This window comes from Pannonibacter sp. CBAS1226 (genome assembly GCF_055685825.1).
This window is the reverse complement of record NZ_JBVOUO010000001.1, coordinates 1,021,474-1,037,083: the sequence shown is the minus strand read 5'-3', so window position 1 is coordinate 1,037,083 and position 15,610 is coordinate 1,021,474. Positions and strand designations below refer to the sequence as shown.

The 15,610-nt window shown below is 65.1% G+C and carries 15 protein-coding genes; 6 read left to right on the top strand and 9 right to left on the bottom strand.

Going from position 1 to position 15,610, the window contains the following annotated elements; all coding sequences use genetic code 11:
• Nucleotides 1-121: 121 nt before the first annotated feature.
• From AC0CMF_RS04735 to AC0CMF_RS04715, 5 genes are all read left to right on the top strand, one after another.
• Nucleotides 122-1,498, top strand: a complete 1,377-nt coding sequence (locus AC0CMF_RS04735) for a Ppx/GppA phosphatase family protein (protein WP_472481315.1) — start codon at nt 122-124, stop codon at nt 1,496-1,498.
• Nucleotides 1,495-2,241, top strand: a complete 747-nt coding sequence (locus AC0CMF_RS04730; RefSeq protein ID WP_019966408.1) for an RlmE family RNA methyltransferase — start codon at nt 1,495-1,497, stop codon at nt 2,239-2,241. The genes AC0CMF_RS04735 and AC0CMF_RS04730 overlap by 4 nt, the downstream gene beginning before the upstream one ends.
• A 205-nt stretch (nt 2,242-2,446) precedes the next feature.
• Nucleotides 2,447-3,949, top strand: a complete 1,503-nt coding sequence (gene guaB / locus AC0CMF_RS04725; protein ID WP_374628350.1) for an IMP dehydrogenase — start codon at nt 2,447-2,449, stop codon at nt 3,947-3,949.
• A 70-nt stretch (nt 3,950-4,019) separates the two neighbouring features.
• Nucleotides 4,020-5,312 carry an RsmB/NOP family class I SAM-dependent RNA methyltransferase gene (locus AC0CMF_RS04720; protein ID WP_374628461.1) on the top strand — a complete coding sequence of 431 codons (1,293 nt, stop codon included), beginning with the start codon at nt 4,020-4,022 and terminating at the stop codon, nt 5,310-5,312.
• A 165-nt stretch (nt 5,313-5,477) separates the two neighbouring features.
• Nucleotides 5,478-5,978 carry a DUF4405 domain-containing protein gene (locus AC0CMF_RS04715; RefSeq protein WP_374628349.1) on the top strand — a complete coding sequence of 167 codons (501 nt, stop codon included), beginning with the start codon at nt 5,478-5,480 and terminating at the stop codon, nt 5,976-5,978.
• Nucleotides 5,979-6,028: 50 nt separating this feature from the next.
• On the opposite strand, the gene AC0CMF_RS04710 is transcribed toward AC0CMF_RS04715, so the two are convergent.
• The 9 genes from AC0CMF_RS04710 to AC0CMF_RS04670 all read right to left on the bottom strand — a co-directional run bounded on the left by AC0CMF_RS04710 (nt 6,029) and on the right by AC0CMF_RS04670 (nt 15,093).
• Nucleotides 6,029-6,445: a hypothetical protein gene (locus AC0CMF_RS04710; protein WP_374628347.1), complete on the bottom strand. Its 417-nt coding sequence runs from the start codon at nt 6,443-6,445 to the stop codon at nt 6,029-6,031.
• Between the two features lie 23 nt (nt 6,446-6,468).
• On the bottom strand, nt 6,469-6,849 hold the full coding sequence (locus tag AC0CMF_RS04705) for an NHLP leader peptide family RiPP precursor (protein WP_374628346.1): 381 nt from the start codon (nt 6,847-6,849) through the stop codon (nt 6,469-6,471).
• Nucleotides 6,850-6,883: 34 nt separating this feature from the next.
• Entirely contained in the window at nt 6,884-7,273 is a 390-nt protein-coding gene (locus AC0CMF_RS04700; protein WP_374628345.1) for a hypothetical protein, read from the bottom strand.
• A gap of 322 nt (nt 7,274-7,595) precedes the next feature.
• Nucleotides 7,596-7,763: a 50S ribosomal protein L33 gene (gene rpmG / locus AC0CMF_RS04695; RefSeq protein ID WP_019966402.1), complete on the bottom strand. Its 168-nt coding sequence runs from the start codon at nt 7,761-7,763 to the stop codon at nt 7,596-7,598.
• 164 nt (nt 7,764-7,927) lie between these two features.
• Nucleotides 7,928-8,674 carry an NUDIX hydrolase gene (locus tag AC0CMF_RS04690; RefSeq protein ID WP_050471680.1) on the bottom strand — a complete coding sequence of 249 codons (747 nt, stop codon included), beginning with the start codon at nt 8,672-8,674 and terminating at the stop codon, nt 7,928-7,930.
• Nucleotides 8,675-8,689: 15 nt separating this feature from the next.
• Entirely contained in the window at nt 8,690-9,157 is a 468-nt protein-coding gene (locus AC0CMF_RS04685; protein WP_374628344.1) for a DUF983 domain-containing protein, read from the bottom strand.
• A gap of 2 nt (nt 9,158-9,159) precedes the next feature.
• On the bottom strand, nt 9,160-11,532 hold the full coding sequence (gene rnr, locus AC0CMF_RS04680) for a ribonuclease R (protein WP_374628343.1): 2,373 nt from the start codon (nt 11,530-11,532) through the stop codon (nt 9,160-9,162).
• Entirely contained in the window at nt 11,529-14,282 is a 2,754-nt protein-coding gene (topA, locus tag AC0CMF_RS04675) for a type I DNA topoisomerase (protein WP_374628342.1), read from the bottom strand. The genes rnr and topA overlap by 4 nt, the downstream gene beginning before the upstream one ends.
• 211 nt (nt 14,283-14,493) lie before the next feature.
• A complete protein-coding gene (locus tag AC0CMF_RS04670) occupies nt 14,494-15,093 on the bottom strand; it encodes a TetR/AcrR family transcriptional regulator (RefSeq protein WP_247647836.1) in 600 nt (199 codons plus the stop codon).
• 117 nt (nt 15,094-15,210) lie between these two features.
• On the opposite strand from AC0CMF_RS04670, the gene AC0CMF_RS04665 reads away from it, so the two are divergent.
• Nucleotides 15,211-15,609, top strand: coding sequence for a RidA family protein (locus tag AC0CMF_RS04665; RefSeq protein ID WP_374628341.1), 399 nt, complete (start codon nt 15,211-15,213; stop codon nt 15,607-15,609).
• Nucleotide 15,610: the final 1 nt, after the last annotated feature.

Genomic DNA, 15,610 nt, shown 5'->3' with positions numbered 1-15,610 from the left:
TTCTGCTCCTGGCAACCAGCCGCGGCATGCCCGTGGCGGGCGCCCCGGTTTCAAGGGACGGAGCGCTGGAGCAGCTGCAGGGGCGTCTTCAGGGCCATCTTCAGGTCAGCCTTCCCATCAGCTGCTGGACAGCCCGCAGTCTTCCGGTCCCGGCACCAGAAACGAGGCGGGCCATCTTGCAACGGGGCAGGCCGCCCATCCCGGCGCAGAGACGGACGGGGCAGGCGGGCGTGGCCGCAGGCGGCGGCGCGGGCGCGGTGCGACGCGCGGCGCGCATTCTGCATCCGCCCATCCGGCTGCGCGCGGGGCTTCGGGGCCTGATCAGGCTGGCGGGGAGCCGGCTGCTCACCCGGCTGCTTACAATGCCGCCCGGCAGGCTGTGGAGCCGGGCTCCCATTCGCGCGCCCAGCCGGGCCATGACCTGCAGCAGGTGCGCCGCTCCGGCCATGAGGCAGGGCGCTCCGGCGACGCGGACGGCGACCTTTATGCGGCGCTTGACCTTGGCACCAACAACTGCCGCCTGCTGATCGCCAAGCCGGACGAACGCGGCTTTCGCGTCGTCGATGCCTATTCGCGCATCGTGCGCCTGGGTGAGGGGGTGGGCGCCAGCCGCCGCCTCAGCGATGCGGCCATGGAGCGCGCCATCGAGGCGCTGGACAGCTGCCACCGCAAGCTGGCCGAGCGCGGCGTGCGCCGCTCGCGCCTGATCGCGACGGAGGCCTGCCGCGCGGCGGAAAATGGCGAGGAGTTCATCGCCCGCGTGCAGCGGGAGACGGGGCTGGCGCTGGAAATCGTCAACCGGGAAACGGAAGCCCGGCTTGCGGTTGCGGGCTGTGCCTCGCTGGTGGACCGGGATGCGGATGGCGTGCTGCTGTTCGATATCGGCGGCGGCTCGTCGGAAATCGTCTGGCTGGATCTGCGCAACCGGGGCGGAGCGCGCGGCTATGCGCTGACGCGCTTCATCCGCGCCTGGGTGTCGCTGCCGGTCGGTGTCGTCAATCTGGCGGAGCGCCACGGCGGCATGGACGTGAGCCATGAAGTCTTCGAGGCAATGATCGATGATGTCAGCAGCCACCTCGATGGATCGGCGCTTGGCGCCGGGCTCCGCGAGGCGATGGCCTCCAGCAACATGCACATGCTGGGCACCTCCGGCACGGTGACGACGCTGGCGGGCGTGCATTTCGGCCTGCGCCGCTATGACCGGCGCCGTGTGGACGGAGCCTGGCTGGCGGATGAGGATGTGTCGGCCATGGTTGCCAAGCTGCGCGACATGTCCTACCGGGAGCGGGTGGAGAACCCTTGCATCGGTGCGGACAGGGCCGATCTGGTGCTGGCGGGCTGCGCCATTCTGGAAGCCATCCGCCGCCGCTGGACCTGTGCGCGTCTGCGCGTCGCCGACCGGGGCCTGCGCGAGGGTATTCTGACCGAACTGATGGCTGCGGATGGCGTATGGTCCCGCGGCGGACGCGGCCACAAGGGCCAGAAAGGAAGATCATGACAGGCGGCAAGCGCGGAGCGGGTGATCGCGGCCTGCATGTGCGGGTGAAGACGGCGGCCAAGCGCAAGGAATCCTCCACGCGCTGGCTGGAGCGCCACCTCAATGACCCCTATGTCCGCCGGTCCAAGATCGACGGCTACCGGTCGCGGGCGGCCTACAAGCTGCTGGAGATCGACGAGAAGCTGAACCTGCTGCGGCCGGGCCTGCGCGTGGTGGATCTGGGCGCGGCGCCCGGCGGCTGGTGTCAGGTGCTGGCCGATGTGGTCAAGTCCACACCGGAAGAGCCGCTGGTCGTCGGCATCGATTATCTCGACATGGACCACCTGCCGGGCGTCGTGCTGCTCAAGAAGGATTTTCTTGATGAGGACGCGCCGGACGCGCTGATCGCCGCCCTTGGCGGGCACAAGCCGGATCTGGTGCTGTCGGACATGGCGGCGCCCACCACGGGCCACCGCAAGACCGACCATCTGCGCACCACGCATCTGTTCGAGGTGGCGATTGATTTCGCGCTGACGAATCTGGCACCGGGCGGGGCTTTTCTTGCCAAGGTGTTCCGGGGCGGCACGGAGAATCAGCTGTTGACCGACCTGAAGAAGTCCTTTGATTCCGTCGCCCACATCAAGCCGCCGGCCAGCCGCAAGGAAAGCCCGGAGCTTTACGTGGTGGCCAAGGGGTTCCGGGGCAATCGCGCTGCCTCCCGCGATCCGCGCCTGATTGAGGGCGAAGGAGACGGGGAGGACTGAGGTCCGGGCAGGGCTGCGGTGTGCCCGAATGGAAGACGGCTCCAATCATCCATTTGTCACAGCTTGTTTGTTTGCCCTTCCCAACCTGTCACCTGCGTGTTATTCACCCGCGCCAACTTCTCCGGCATTGCCGAAGCGCATCCTGCCGCCGCCGCCTTCCCAAGGGCTGGCGGGTTCCGGCATTTCAACTCAAGGGGAATTGGCCATGGCTTCATTTTTCGTTCCGACCACCGGCGTTGATGCGCTGACCTTTGATGACGTCCTGCTGATGCCGGGCCATTCGGAAGTCATGCCGGGCCAGACCGATGTGCGCACCCGCATCACCCGTGGGATTGAACTGAACCTGCCGATCCTGTCCTCCGCCATGGACACGGTGACGGAAGCCCGCCTTGCCATCGCCATGGCCCAGGCCGGCGGCATCGGCGTGGTGCACCGCAACCTCACCCTCGACCAGCAGGCCGAGCAGGTGCGCCAGGTGAAGAAGTTCGAATCCGGCATGGTGGTGAACCCGGTCGTCATCGGTCCGGACGCCACCCTCAAGGATGCGCTGGACCTGATGAAGGCCTATGGCATTTCCGGCATTCCGGTGGTGGAAAACGGCGGCAGCGGCGGTCTGGTGACCGGCCGTCTGGTGGGCGTGCTCACCAACCGCGATGTGCGGTTTGCCACCAATCCGGGCCAGAAGGTCTATGAGCTGATGACGCGGGAAAACCTCGTCACCGTGCGCGATACCGTCAGCCAGGAAGAAGCCAAGCGCCTTCTGCACCAGCACCGCATCGAAAAGCTGCTGGTGGTGGACGATGCCTATAACTGCATCGGCCTTGTCACCGTGAAGGACATCGAAAAGGCCCACCTCAACCCCAACGCCACCAAGGACGAGCAGGGCCGCCTGCGCGTTGCCGCCGCCACCAGCGTGGGCGAAGAAGGCATGCAGCGGGCCGAGCGCCTGATCGATGCGGGCGTCGACCTTGTGGTGGTGGACACCGCCCACGGCCATTCGGCCCGCGTGCTGGAAATGGTCAGCATGGTCAAGGCCCTGTCCAACGGCGTTCAGGTTCTGGCCGGTAACGTCGCCACCCGCGACGGCACCAAGGCGCTGATCGATGCCGGTGCGGATGCGGTGAAGGTCGGCATCGGGCCGGGCTCCATCTGCACCACCCGTATCGTTGCCGGTGTCGGCATGCCGCAGCTGACCGCCATTCTGGAAGCCTGCGAAGAAGCCACCAAGCAGGGCGTTCCGGTCATTGCCGACGGCGGCATCAAGTATTCGGGCGATCTCGCCAAGGCGCTGGCCGCCGGCGCTTCGGCGGCCATGATCGGCTCGCTGCTGGCGGGCACCGAGGAAAGCCCGGGCGAGGTCTATCTGCATCAGGGCCGCTCCTACAAGGCTTACCGCGGCATGGGCTCTGTTGGCGCCATGGCGCGCGGCTCGGCCGACCGCTACTTCCAGGCGGAAGTGCGTGACACGCTGAAGCTGGTGCCGGAAGGCATCGAAGGTCAGGTGCCGTACAAGGGCCCGCTCTCGAGCGTGCTGCATCAGCTTGCCGGCGGCCTGCGCGCTGCCATGGGCTATGTCGGTGCCAAGACGATCCCGGAGCTGCAGGAAAAGGCCCGCTTCGTGCGCATCACCGGTGCCGGCCTGCGCGAAAGCCACGCCCATGACGTGACGATCACGCGCGAAAGCCCGAACTACCCGACGAATATCTGAGCATTTGACTGACACTGTCCTGCGCAGGAGCATGAAGCCCCGCGCAGGACAACGGAACCGGAGTTGCATGATGAAGGACGGCGGACGCCTTGCAGCGGCGATCGAGGTGCTGGGTGAGGTGGAAAGCCGCCGCCGCCCGGTGCAGGAGGCCCTGAAGGACTGGGGCAATGCCCACCGGTTTGCCGGTTCGGGCGACCGCACCATCATCGGCAATCTGGTGTTTGATGCCCTGCGCCATCAGCTCAGCCTCGGCTGGCAGATGCGCTCTGGCAGCCCGCGCGCGCTGGCGCTGGCAACCTATGCCCGGCTCTGGGGCCAGGGTGTGCCGCGCCTCACCGAGGTGCTGGCCGATGACCGCCATGCCCCCGAAGCCTTGAGCGAAGACGAAATTGCCTTCCTCTCCACAGACCGGGACGAGCCCGCGCCGGACCATGTGACCGCCGATGTGCCGGAATGGCTGTGGCCGATGTTCACGGACGCCTTTGGCGCGGCAGCTGTTGCCGAAGGGCAGGCGCTGGCCGCCCGTGCGCCGATTGATCTGCGCGTCAACACGCTGAAGGCTACGCGCGAAAAGGTGCTCAAGCGCCTTGGCGAAGAGGGCGCGGTGGAAACCGGCCTGTCGCCGCAGGGCCTGCGCATCGCCCCGCGCCCCGGCGCTGCCCGCATGCCGCATGTGCAGGCGGAAGAAGGCTACCGCAAGGGCTGGTTCGAACTGCAGGACGAGGCCAGCCAGCTGGCCGCGCTCATCGCAGCGCCGAAGCCCGGCGAACAGGTGCTGGATCTTTGCGCCGGTGGCGGCGGCAAGACGCTGGCGCTCGCGGCCCTCATGGAAAACCGGGGCCAGATCTACGCGTACGATTCCGACCGTCTGCGCCTTGCCCCCATTCACGAGCGTCTGGCCCGTGCGGGCGCGCGCAATGTGCAGGTGCGTGATCCCAAGTTCTCCTCGCTGGAGGATCTGGAAGGGCAGATGGATCTGGTCTTCGTCGATGCGCCTTGCACCGGCACGGGTGTGTGGCGGCGGCGGCCTGATTCCAAGTGGCGCCTGACCGAAAAGGCCCTTGGCGAGCGCATGGAAGATCAGGCCCGCGTGCTGGACACGGCGTCGCGTTTCGTCAAGCCGGGCGGGCGGCTGGTCTATGCTACCTGTTCGCTGCTGCCGCAGGAAAACGGCGGCCAGATCGAAGCCTTTCTGGCGCGTGACAGCCGCTTTACGCGCGGCTCTGCCGTAGCCTCCTTCGAGGCCGCGCTGCCGGGCAAGGCGCTGCCGGCCCATGCCACGGCTGAGGGGCATCTGGTGCTCACCCCGGCCTCGACCGCGACGGATGGCTTCTTCGTATCCGTGGTGCGCCGTACGGCTTGAACCTGACAGGATCCGCCGCGCGGATGTTGAGATCTTCGCGGCGGCATCCCTTTGATTACGTATCGTTACAATTGGATACGCGCACGGACAGGTGCCGGTGCTATGGAATCCGGAGCCAAGGGCAGCCGCGATCAGGCGCTGTCCGATAGCCAAAGGTTTCCAGTCATGCGCGATCTTCTTTTCCGATGGGCAACCCCGCTGACGGCCGGGCTGTTCCTCGTTTCCACCATTTCAGGTGTGGCTCTCTTCTTCGGCTGGCAGTCCGGCCTCTTCCACGAAATGCATGAAGTTCTGTCCATGGTGCTGCTGGTGCCTGTGGCCGTTCACCTGTGGCGCAACTGGAAGCCGATGCTGGGCTATTTCCGCCGTGCCGCCATGCCGCTGGCACTGGCGGGCAGTCTTGCCGCAGGCGGTTTCTTTGCGGCTGAAGCCCTGAGCGGGCCGGGGCGCAGCGGCAATCCGGCCATGGCGATGGTGAAGGCGGTCCAGAGCGCGCCGCTGTCGGCTGTCGCGCCTGTTCTGGGCCTTGAGGAAGCCGCGCTGATCGCAAGGCTTGAGGCGGCTGGCATCACAGGCGCTTCCGGTTCGGATACGCTCTCCAGCCTTGCAGCAAGCCGCGGGGAGGCGCCCATGGCCATGATGGCGAAGGCGGTCACTGCGCCTTGATCAGCAGGGGAAGGAGGCGCGGCAGATGCTGCTGCCGCGCCTTGTAGAACTCACCACCACGACGTGCCGTAATTCATGTCCCAGACAAAGGACGAGCCTGAACCCGGCGAAGTGGGCAGTACGGCCCATGCGGAGGATAAATGGCTTCCCGTCCGCACCGGCTTCAGGAAGACGAGGACGTTGCTGCCGCCGCCCGAATTGTTGATCGAGAGAGTGTAGCCGCCGGATGCGGCTGCCAGCTGTGCGTCGGACAGTTCCCCGGGCAGGGGCGGCAGCACGAGCACCACCTCACCGGGCTCTTCCTCGATGACACGGAAGGTCAGATCGCCCTTGGGCGCCTGTCCGAAGGTTTCACCAACGGCTTCAGCCGGATTGCTGACGAGCCTTGCACGAAACTCCGCGTCTCCTGCTACCTTCTCACGCAGGAAGGCCTCACAGGCAAGACGGGCGGGTAGGGGCGTTGTCATGACGTTTGTTCCTCAGGGCCGGATCAGCGGGGGAAGAAAGGGAAGCGGATCGAGTAGAGATTGCCATCCCAGCCCATGGCATTGTTGCCGCCGCCAGGAAGCTTGACGTTGGTCTGGGTGACGGAATCGGTCACCTGCGCATTGACGGCATAGCCGCCGGACACGGCCTCCAGATCCTTGCCGGAAAGCTCACCTGCGCCTGCTGGCAGCACCAGCGCCACTTCGCCCGGCTTTTCCTCGATGACACGGATGCTGATGCCCGGCTGCACGGCAAGGCCGAAGGCAGCTTCCAGCGCGGCGGCCGGATTGGCCGTCAGGGCCGCCCGGAAGGCTGCGTCCTCTGCCGCCTTGCTCTGGATGGCGGCTTCAAGTTCGATGCGGCTGGTGATGGACGTTTTCGTCATTTTCAGGCCTTTGCTAGTTTTGCGTGAAAGCGCGTCAGCGCACATTCCCAATGAAGGGCGACCGGCCAAATGCAGCGTTGTTGACATGGCTGATCAACGCCTCAAAGGCTGCCTGGCGTGCCGGAGAATTCAGGAAGGCCATGATTTCCGCCTGGGAAGGCATGCCGCCGGAGACCTTGTCGAGATCCTGCGCGGACAATTCATCGCGCGCTTCAGACGGAGCGGCGGGTAAAACCAGAACCACTTCGCCGGGCTTTTCCTCGATGATCCTGAGCTGAAGGGCGGGCATTGCCTGGGCCCCGAAGACTTCCTCGAGCAGTGCCTTCGTGTCCGTCAGGATCATGTCACGAAAGGCCGGATTTTGTTCGGCTCTGGTGCGGATTGCCGTCTCTAGAGTCTGGCGGGCGTCCAGCATCATGTCCATCGGTCTCGTCTCCGTGCCGTTTACATGGTCAGACAGTAGCGGCTGGAGAGGACGCCCGGAGAGATAGACCTTGAAAGTTCCGGCAGGATGGAGATGGCGACCGTTCAAAGGCATGGGCCACATGATCGCGTCTGGGCCCCAGCTTAATATGCATCGAGCCATCCCTTTCCATGACGGAGGTGAAAGAGAGCGCACAAACAGCAAGAAACCCGCAAAGCGATGCCTTGCGGGCTTCTTAAAGGAAGATCAGTTCCTGCGCTCTGCCATGTGCAGCCATCGGGATGGCGCGGGCAGGGGCTCCGCCAATGCGGAGCGGCGCGGATTACTTGATCTTGGTTTCCTTGAATTCGACGTGCTTCTTGGCAACCGGGTCGTACTTCCGCATGGACATCTTCTCGGTCATGGTGCGGGAGTTCTTCTTGGTCACGTAGAAGAAACCGGTGTCAGCGGTGGAAAGCAGCTTGATCTTGATGGTGGTCGCCTTGGCCATAGCCTTCGATCCTGTTCTGGTTAGTCCGGCAAACGCTCAATGCGGCCAGTCTCTGGCGCCCTTTGAGTTCGCTGCGGTGTCACGAAATCAGGGCGCAAACTACTCATAAGCCAGCCAAAGTCAAGCTCTGGCGCGGGCTCCCCGCAAAAATCCCCGGCAATGGCTCAGATCAGCTCCCGGGCAAAGCCGTTTCCACGCGCAAAATAGAGCGGAACCGGCGTTTGCGGCGCCAGATCCGGGTCATGGGCGAGCCTTTCGGCAAGGTCAGAGAGAATCTTCTGGGTGATGATGGGCAGGTCCGCATCGCGCGTTTCCTCCAGCGTCAGCCAGGCAATGTCCTCCAGTTCCCCTGAAGGGCCGGTACCCTGCGGCAGGCGGTCAGCGATTCCATCGGCAAAGACGGCCAGAAAACGCGTGTCGAAGCGGCGGGAGCGGCCCGGCGGCGTGATGGCGCGGGCGACCATGCGCACGGGCGAAAGATCCAGCTCGATGCCCCGGTCGGAGAAGGCCTGAAAATCGCCTTTTGCGGGCCACTGGCGCCCGGTCTGGCGGCCGATGAAGAGCCCCGCCTCTTCGTAGGTTTCGCGCACGGCGGCCACCGCAAGCGCCTTGAGGCGCGAGGGCGTCAGCTTGCCACCCTTCGGCAGCACGGCGAGCTTGCGCTCCACCTCCGGATGATAGCTGGAAGAGACAGCCACACGGGAATCGCCCGGATCGACCCGGCCGCCGGGGAAGACGAACTTGCCCGGCATGAAGGTGTGGCGCTGGTGGCGCTTGCCCATGAGCACGCGCAAGGCGCTGCCGCTGCGGTCGAGGATCAGCAGCGTCGAGGCATCCTTGGGGCGGATATAGGCGTGGCCCGTGTGCGTCTGGGCTTCCTTGTGGAGGGCGGCAAGGCCTTCGTCGCTCATGTCAGGCTCGGCTTCTCAGGGGCTGCGGTGGCTGGCAGCGGGGTCCGGTTCGGGCAGGTCCTCGATGGATTCGGGGTCGAAGCCATGCATGTAGAGCGCCCATTGCAGCCCGATCAGAGCACCTTTGACCGGCCGCAGGAAGCCCAGTGAAAGGATGAGGGTCAGCGGCAGCCACAGCGCCATGTGGATCCACACGGCCGGACGCCAGGCAAATTCCACCGCCATCATGGCCGGCACGATGATGTGGCCGACGATGGTGATGGTGAAATAGGGCGGGGCGTCATCGGCGCGCTGGTGATGCAGCTCTTCGCCGCACACAGTGCAGGCCGGGTTCACCGTCAGATAGCCGTTGAAGATCTTCCCCTCTCCGCAGGCCGGACAGCGGCAGGAAAAGCCGCGCAGGATCGACTGGCCCACGTTGCGTTTCGGCTTCTCGACAACAGGTTCCTCAGGGCCTCCCCCCGTCAGATACTGCAAGCCCATGATTACCTTTTCCCCCTCCGTCCCGGGGTGAAGCCACCTTTGCGGGCGGGTGAACTGCGCCCGCCCGGCCCTGATGAGCCGCCCTTCCGGCGTGCGCCCTTGGCGGTGATGCGCCCCTCGCTCAGCAATGCAAAGCGCAAGGCTCCGGCAAAGGGGGCAGCTTCCACCAGCTCAACCTCCACCTTGTCACCAAGCTGATGGGTTTCGCCAGTCCTCTCGCCGATCAAAGCATGCGACGCTTCGTCATAGCGGTAATAGTCGTGGCCGATGGTCGAGGCCGGAATGAAGCCATCCGCGCCCGTGTCATCCAGCTTGATGAACATGCCCGACTTGACGACGCCCGCAATGCGGCCCGTGAAGCGCGCGCCGACGCGCTCGCTCATCCAGAGCGCAATCAGCCGGTCGATGGTGTCCCGCTCGGCCAGCATGGCCCGGCGCTCGGCGGCGGAAACTTCCGCACCGATGGCCGCGAGCTTGCCGCCGATTTCCTCCGGCAGGCCATCGGAGCCGAACCCCAGCGCCCGGATCAGTCCGCGGTGCACGATAAGGTCGGCATAGCGGCGGATGGGCGAGGTGAAATGGGCATAGCGGCGCAGGTTGAGGCCGAAGTGGCCGATGTTCTCCGGCGCATATTCGGCCTGGGCCTGCGAGCGCAGGATCACCTCGTTGACGAGATGGGCCTGCGGCGTGTCCTTCACCTTGGCCAGAATGCCGTTGAAGGTGGCGGGCCGCAGACCGCCGGAGGAGGGCAGCTTCATGCTGAGCGTGGACAGGAAGTCCTTCAGCGACTGCAGCTTCTCCGGGCTCGACGCATCATGGATGCGGTAGAGCAGGGGGACTTTCCGCTTTTCCAGCGTTTCGGCAGCCGAAACGTTGGCCTGGATCATGCATTCCTCGATCAGCTTGTGCGCATCAAGCCGGTCGGGGATGAAGACGTAATCGACCGTGCCATCCGCCTTCAGCTTGATCTTGCGTTCCGGCAGATCGAGATCCAGCGGCTCGCGGGCATCGCGGCCGAGTGTGAGGCAGGCATAGGCCGCCCACAGGGGCTTGAGGATGGGCTCCAGCAGCGGGCCGGTCTTGTCATCCGTCTGGCCGTCGATGGCCGCCTGCGCCTGTTGATAGGAGAGTTTTGCGGCAGAGCGGATCAGCACCCGGTGGAAGGTGTGCGCGATCTTGCGTCCGGTCTTGTCGAAGACCATGCGCACGGCCATGGACGGGCGGTCGACGCCTTCCTTCAGCGAGCACAGATCGTTGGAGATGCGCTCCGGCAGCATCGGGATCACCCGGTCGGGGAAATAGACCGAGTTGCCGCGCAGATGCGCTTCCCGGTCCAGCGCCGTGCCGGGCCGCACATAATGGGCGACATCGGCAATGGCGACGAAGACCACATGACCGCCTTCGTTGGCCGGGTCCTCGTCCGCTTCCGCATAGACCGCGTCGTCGTGGTCCTTGGCGTCTGCCGGGTCGATGGTGATGAAGGGGATCTTGCGCCAGTCCTCGCGCTTGCCCAGCGTCACCGGCTGGGCGCGCTCGGCTTCCAGCTCGACGGCGGCGGGGAAGACATGGGGGATGCCGTGGCTCTGCAGCGCGATTTCGGAGACGGCCATCTCCGACTTCAGCGAGCCAAAGCGGCGCACGATCCGTGCTTTGGGCGCGCCGTAGCGGCCAATGCGGGTGATTTCTACGCTGACGAGATCGCCATCCACCGCCTCTTTCAGGTCGGAGGTGTCGATGTCGAGTTCGCGCTGCTTGCGGTCGATGGGCTCCAGATAGGGCGGCATGTGCCCGGCGCGCTCGCGCAGGATGCCAAGGATGGCGCCCTGCTGGCGCTCCAGCAGCTTCAGCACCTTTGCAGTGTGGGCAGCTTCCGGACCGGGATCAAGGTCGGCAAGGCGCACCAGCGCCCGGTCACCGATGCCCGGCGTTGCGCCGCGCGGCGTGTCGCGGCCCGTCAGCACCAGCACTTTCGGCGGGGTGCCTGCCTCTTCGTCCCAGTTCACCGGCTCGCCCAGCAATTCGCCATGGGCATCGCGGGCGTTGAGATAGACCACGAAAACAGGCGGCAGGTCACCGGGGCGGATCAGGCGCTTCTGCCGCTTTTCGACGACGCCTTCCTCGGCCAGATCCTTGAGGATGCGCTTCAGCTGGATGCGGGCGGCGCCGACGATGCCGAAGTGGCGCGCCACTTCCCGCTTGCCCGCCTTGCCCGGATTTTCCGCGACAAAGGCAAGGATGTCTTCGCGCGAGGGAAAGGCGCCCGGCGTCTTGGCCGGTTTTGCGGTCCTGCCGCCGGGTTTTGCTGCGCTTTTGCGGGCTCGGACGGGGCGCTGATCGGATGCGCCGCCGCCGCCATGGGTGCGTTTCGTGGTCAATTGGCCTCGTCTGCGGCAGTGCTGCCGGCTTTGGATCTGCTCTTGGCAGGCGCTTTCGCTGCCGCTGTCTTGGCGGTTGCGGTCTTTGCCTTGGTTGCCGTGGTCTTCTTGGCTGCCGCCTTCTTCGGCGCTGCTTCGCCGTCCTCAGCCTTTTCAGCTTTCTTCGGGGCAGCCTTCTTGGTGGTTGCGGCCTTCTTTGCGGCCGGCTTCTTGGCTGCAGCCTTCTTGCCGCCGCCCTTGGCCGCAATCAGCTCCAGCGCCTGTTCCAGCGTCACGGCCTGCGGATCACTGCCCTTGGGCAGGGTGGCGTTGACCTTGGCCCAGTTGACGTAAGGCCCATAGCGGCCATCGCGCACGGTGATGGGGCCGCCATCGGGATGCTCGCCCAGCTCCTTCAGTGCGGCAGGGGCCGCCCGGCCACGGGCACCCTTGGCGCGCTTTTCCGCCAGAAGATCGACAGCGCGGTTGATGCCGGCCGAGAACACCTCATCGGCGGACGAAAGGTTCGCATAGGTGCCATCATGCAGCACGAAGGGGCCGAAGCGCCCGATGCCGGCCGAGATCATCTTGCCGTCTTCCGGATGCGGTCCGATTTCGCGGGGCAGGGACAGAAGCTGCAGCGCTTTGTCCAGCGTGATATCCGCCGCAGACCAGCCGCGGGGCAGGGAGGCGCGCTTGGGCTTGGCTTCCTCGCCCAGCTGCACGTAAGGGCCAAAACGGCCGGTGCGCAGGGAGACATCCAGCCCGGTGGCCGGATCGGTGCCCAGCACCTTCGGACCATCGGCAGCCGCTTCCCCATCCTCGCCCTCGGCACCGCGTGCCAGCTGGCGGGTGTAGCTGCATTCGGGATAGTTGTTGCAGCCGATGAAGGCGCCGAAGCGGCTGACCTTCAGCGACAGCTGGCCGGTGGCGCAGGACGGGCAGGCACGCGGGTCCTTGCCCTCTTCCTTCACGGGGAAGATATGGGCGGCCAGCAGCTCGTTCAGCGCGTCGATCACCTGGGCAACGCGCAGGTCCTTGGTCTCGTCCACGGCGGCGGAGAAATCGCGCCAGAACGCGGCCAGCACCTCGCGCCAGGACAGTTCGCCTGCAGAAATCCGGTCGAGCTGCTCTTCAAGGCTCGCGGTGAAGTCAAACTCCACATAGCGGGAGAAGAAGCTTTCGAGGAAGGCCGTGACGATGCGGCCCTTGTCCTGCGGCACCAGCTGCTTCTTGTCGAGATCCACATATTCGCGGTCGCGCAGGGTCTGCAGCGTCGAGGCATAGGTGGAAGGCCGGCCGATGCCCAGCTCTTCCATCTTCTTGACGAGGCTGGCTTCCGTGTAGCGCGGCGGCGGCGTGGTGAAATGCTGGCTGGCATCAATGCCCGGCTTGCCGTCAACGGCGGCAAGGCTCAGCGGCGCGCCATCATCCACGGCCGGCAGGCGGCGGGAATCCTCGTCCTCGTCGTCATCGCGGCCTTCCTGATAGAGCGCGAGGAAGCCATCAAAGCGGACAACGGAACCGGTTGCGCGCAGGGCGGCATGCTTGCCGGAGCCGCTGGCGTCGATATCGATGGTGGTGCGCTCCAGCACGGCCGATTCCATCTGACTGGCCATCGTGCGCTTCCAGATCAGCTCGTAAAGCCGGGCCTGATCGGGATCGAGGAAACGGGCGACATCGCGCGGGCGGCGGCCAAGGTCAGTCGGGCGCACGGCTTCGTGCGCTTCCTGGGCGTTCTTGGCCTTGGAGGAATAGAAGCGCGGCTTTTCGGGAACGTACTTGTCGCCAAAGTCGCTGGCAATGACGCGGCGGGCGGCGGCAATGGCTTCGCCGGCGATCTGCACGCCGTCGGTACGCATATAGGTGATGAGACCGGTGGTCTCGCCGCCGAGCGTGATGCCCTCATAAAGCTTCTGCGCCACCTGCATGGTGCGGGACGCGGAGAAGCCGAGCTTGCGGGAAGCCTCCTGCTGCAGCGTCGAGGTGGTGAAGGGCGGCTGCGGATGGCGCTTGGCGGGCTTGGAGACGACGCTCTCCACCCGGTAGCTGGCGCCTTCCAGCATGCGCTTGATGGTCTGCGCCTGCTCTTCGGTCTTGATGTCGAGGCGGCCGAGCTTCTTGCCCTCAAAGCCCACCACGGAGGCGGTGAAGCCGTCACCCTTCGGCGTCTTCAGGCTGGCGAGGATCGACCAGTACTCTTCCTTGACGAAGGTTTCGATCTCCATTTCCCGGTCGCAGATGAGGCGCAGCGCCACGGACTGCACACGTCCGGCAGAGCGCGCGCCCGGCAGCTTGCGCCACAGGACGGGGGAGAGGGTGAAGCCGACGAGATAATCGAGTGCACGGCGGGCGAGATAGGCATCCACCAGCGGTGTGTCGATCGGCCGCGGATTTTTCATCGCCTCCAGGATCGACTGCTTGGTGATGGCGTTGAAGACAACGCGCTCTACCGGGATGTCCTTGAGCACCTTCTTCTTCTGCAGCACATCCAGCACGTGCCAGGAAATCGCCTCTCCTTCGCGATCCGGGTCAGTTGCGAGGATCAGGCGGTCTGCGCCCTTCACGGCGCTGGCGATCTCGTTGAGCCGCTTCTGGGACTTGCTGTCCACCTCCCAGATCATGGCAAAGTCCTCGTCGGGACGGACGGAGCCATCCTTCGCCGGCAAGTCGCGCACGTGACCATAGGACGCCAGAACGTGATAGTCCGATCCCAGGTATTTGTTGATCGTCTTGGCCTTGGCCGGCGATTCCACAATGACGATGTTCATCACAATCCAGAAGCTGGTGAGCGGGCCGTGACCAGATTGTCCGGCCGTTTCCGCTGCAAATTCTTGTTCCCCCGGCAACGATCAAGGATCGCAAGCCGCCTGTCAAATGACCGTTTGTGAACAGAAGGTCAAGCCACGCTTGTGATTCTGGCTGTTTGAAAGGTCAACGGCGCTTGAATGCCGGGCCAGCCATTCGGTCCTTCCTAAGGCGTCACTCTGCCAGCAATCCGGATGCGAGATGCCGGAAGGCCTCAAGCGCCTTGGGCAGGGTCCCGGCCGGATCGTCGCTGGAAGCGACCCAGAGTGCGGCATTCAGGGCTGCTCCGTTGAGCAGCCGGGCAGCGGCCTCAAGGTCGACAGGCTTCAGGATGCCCGCCTCGGACAAGGCGGCGAGCGCGGTGCGGGTTTCTTCGAGGCAACTGTTCTGGCTCGGCCATTGCGAAGGGTCACCCAGAAATGCGGGCCCGTCCAGCAGCACGATGCGCTGAACCTCCGGATCCAGCGCTGCCTCGATATAGGCCGCCCCTTGCGCTTCGAGGGCGGCCCAACCGGTTCCAGCCGCAGCCCCTGCGCGCCGCGCACGTCCGGCCAATTCGCCATCGATCTCAGCCACGACAGCCGCGAGCAGCCCTTTCTTGTCTCCAAAGTGATGGTAGAGGGCGCCGCGTGTCAGGTCCGCAGCGGCCGTCAGGTCGTCCATCGAAGACGCCGCGAAGCCCTTTTCGGCAAAGGCGCGGCGGCCCGCTGCAATCAGCTTGATGCGGGTCTCTTCCATCATCGAGGAACGGGTTCTGCGGGGGCCTTGCGTCATTGCTTCAGGTTTCCGGGGCGAAAATGCGTTGACATACGCCGCGTACGTGAATTACGCATACGCAACGTATCTCAATTCGGCGGGCCTGTGAAGGTCCTCGCCGGTCAGGACAAAGCCATGACAACTCCCACCCCTGTTTTCCCTGCGAACCGCCATGCCCTTTATGAGGCCCATGGTTATTCCGCCGCGATCCGGTCCGGCGATCTTCTGTTCGTATCGGGTCAGGTCGGCAGCCGCGCCGATGGCAGCCCCGAACCTGACTACCGGGAGCAGGTCCGCCTGGCCTTTGCCAATCTCGAAGCTGTGCTTGCTGCAGCCGGTTGCGGATTTGCCGATATCGTGGACGTGACAAGCTTCCACACCGATCCGGAAAAACAGGCCGGGATTTTTCTGGAGGTAAAGAGCGAGGTTTTCCCCGAACCTCCCTATCCGAACTGGACGGCGGTCGGCGTCAACTGGCTTGCGGGATTTGACTTCGAGATCAAGGTCATCGCCCGCATACCCGCCACTGCGTGAA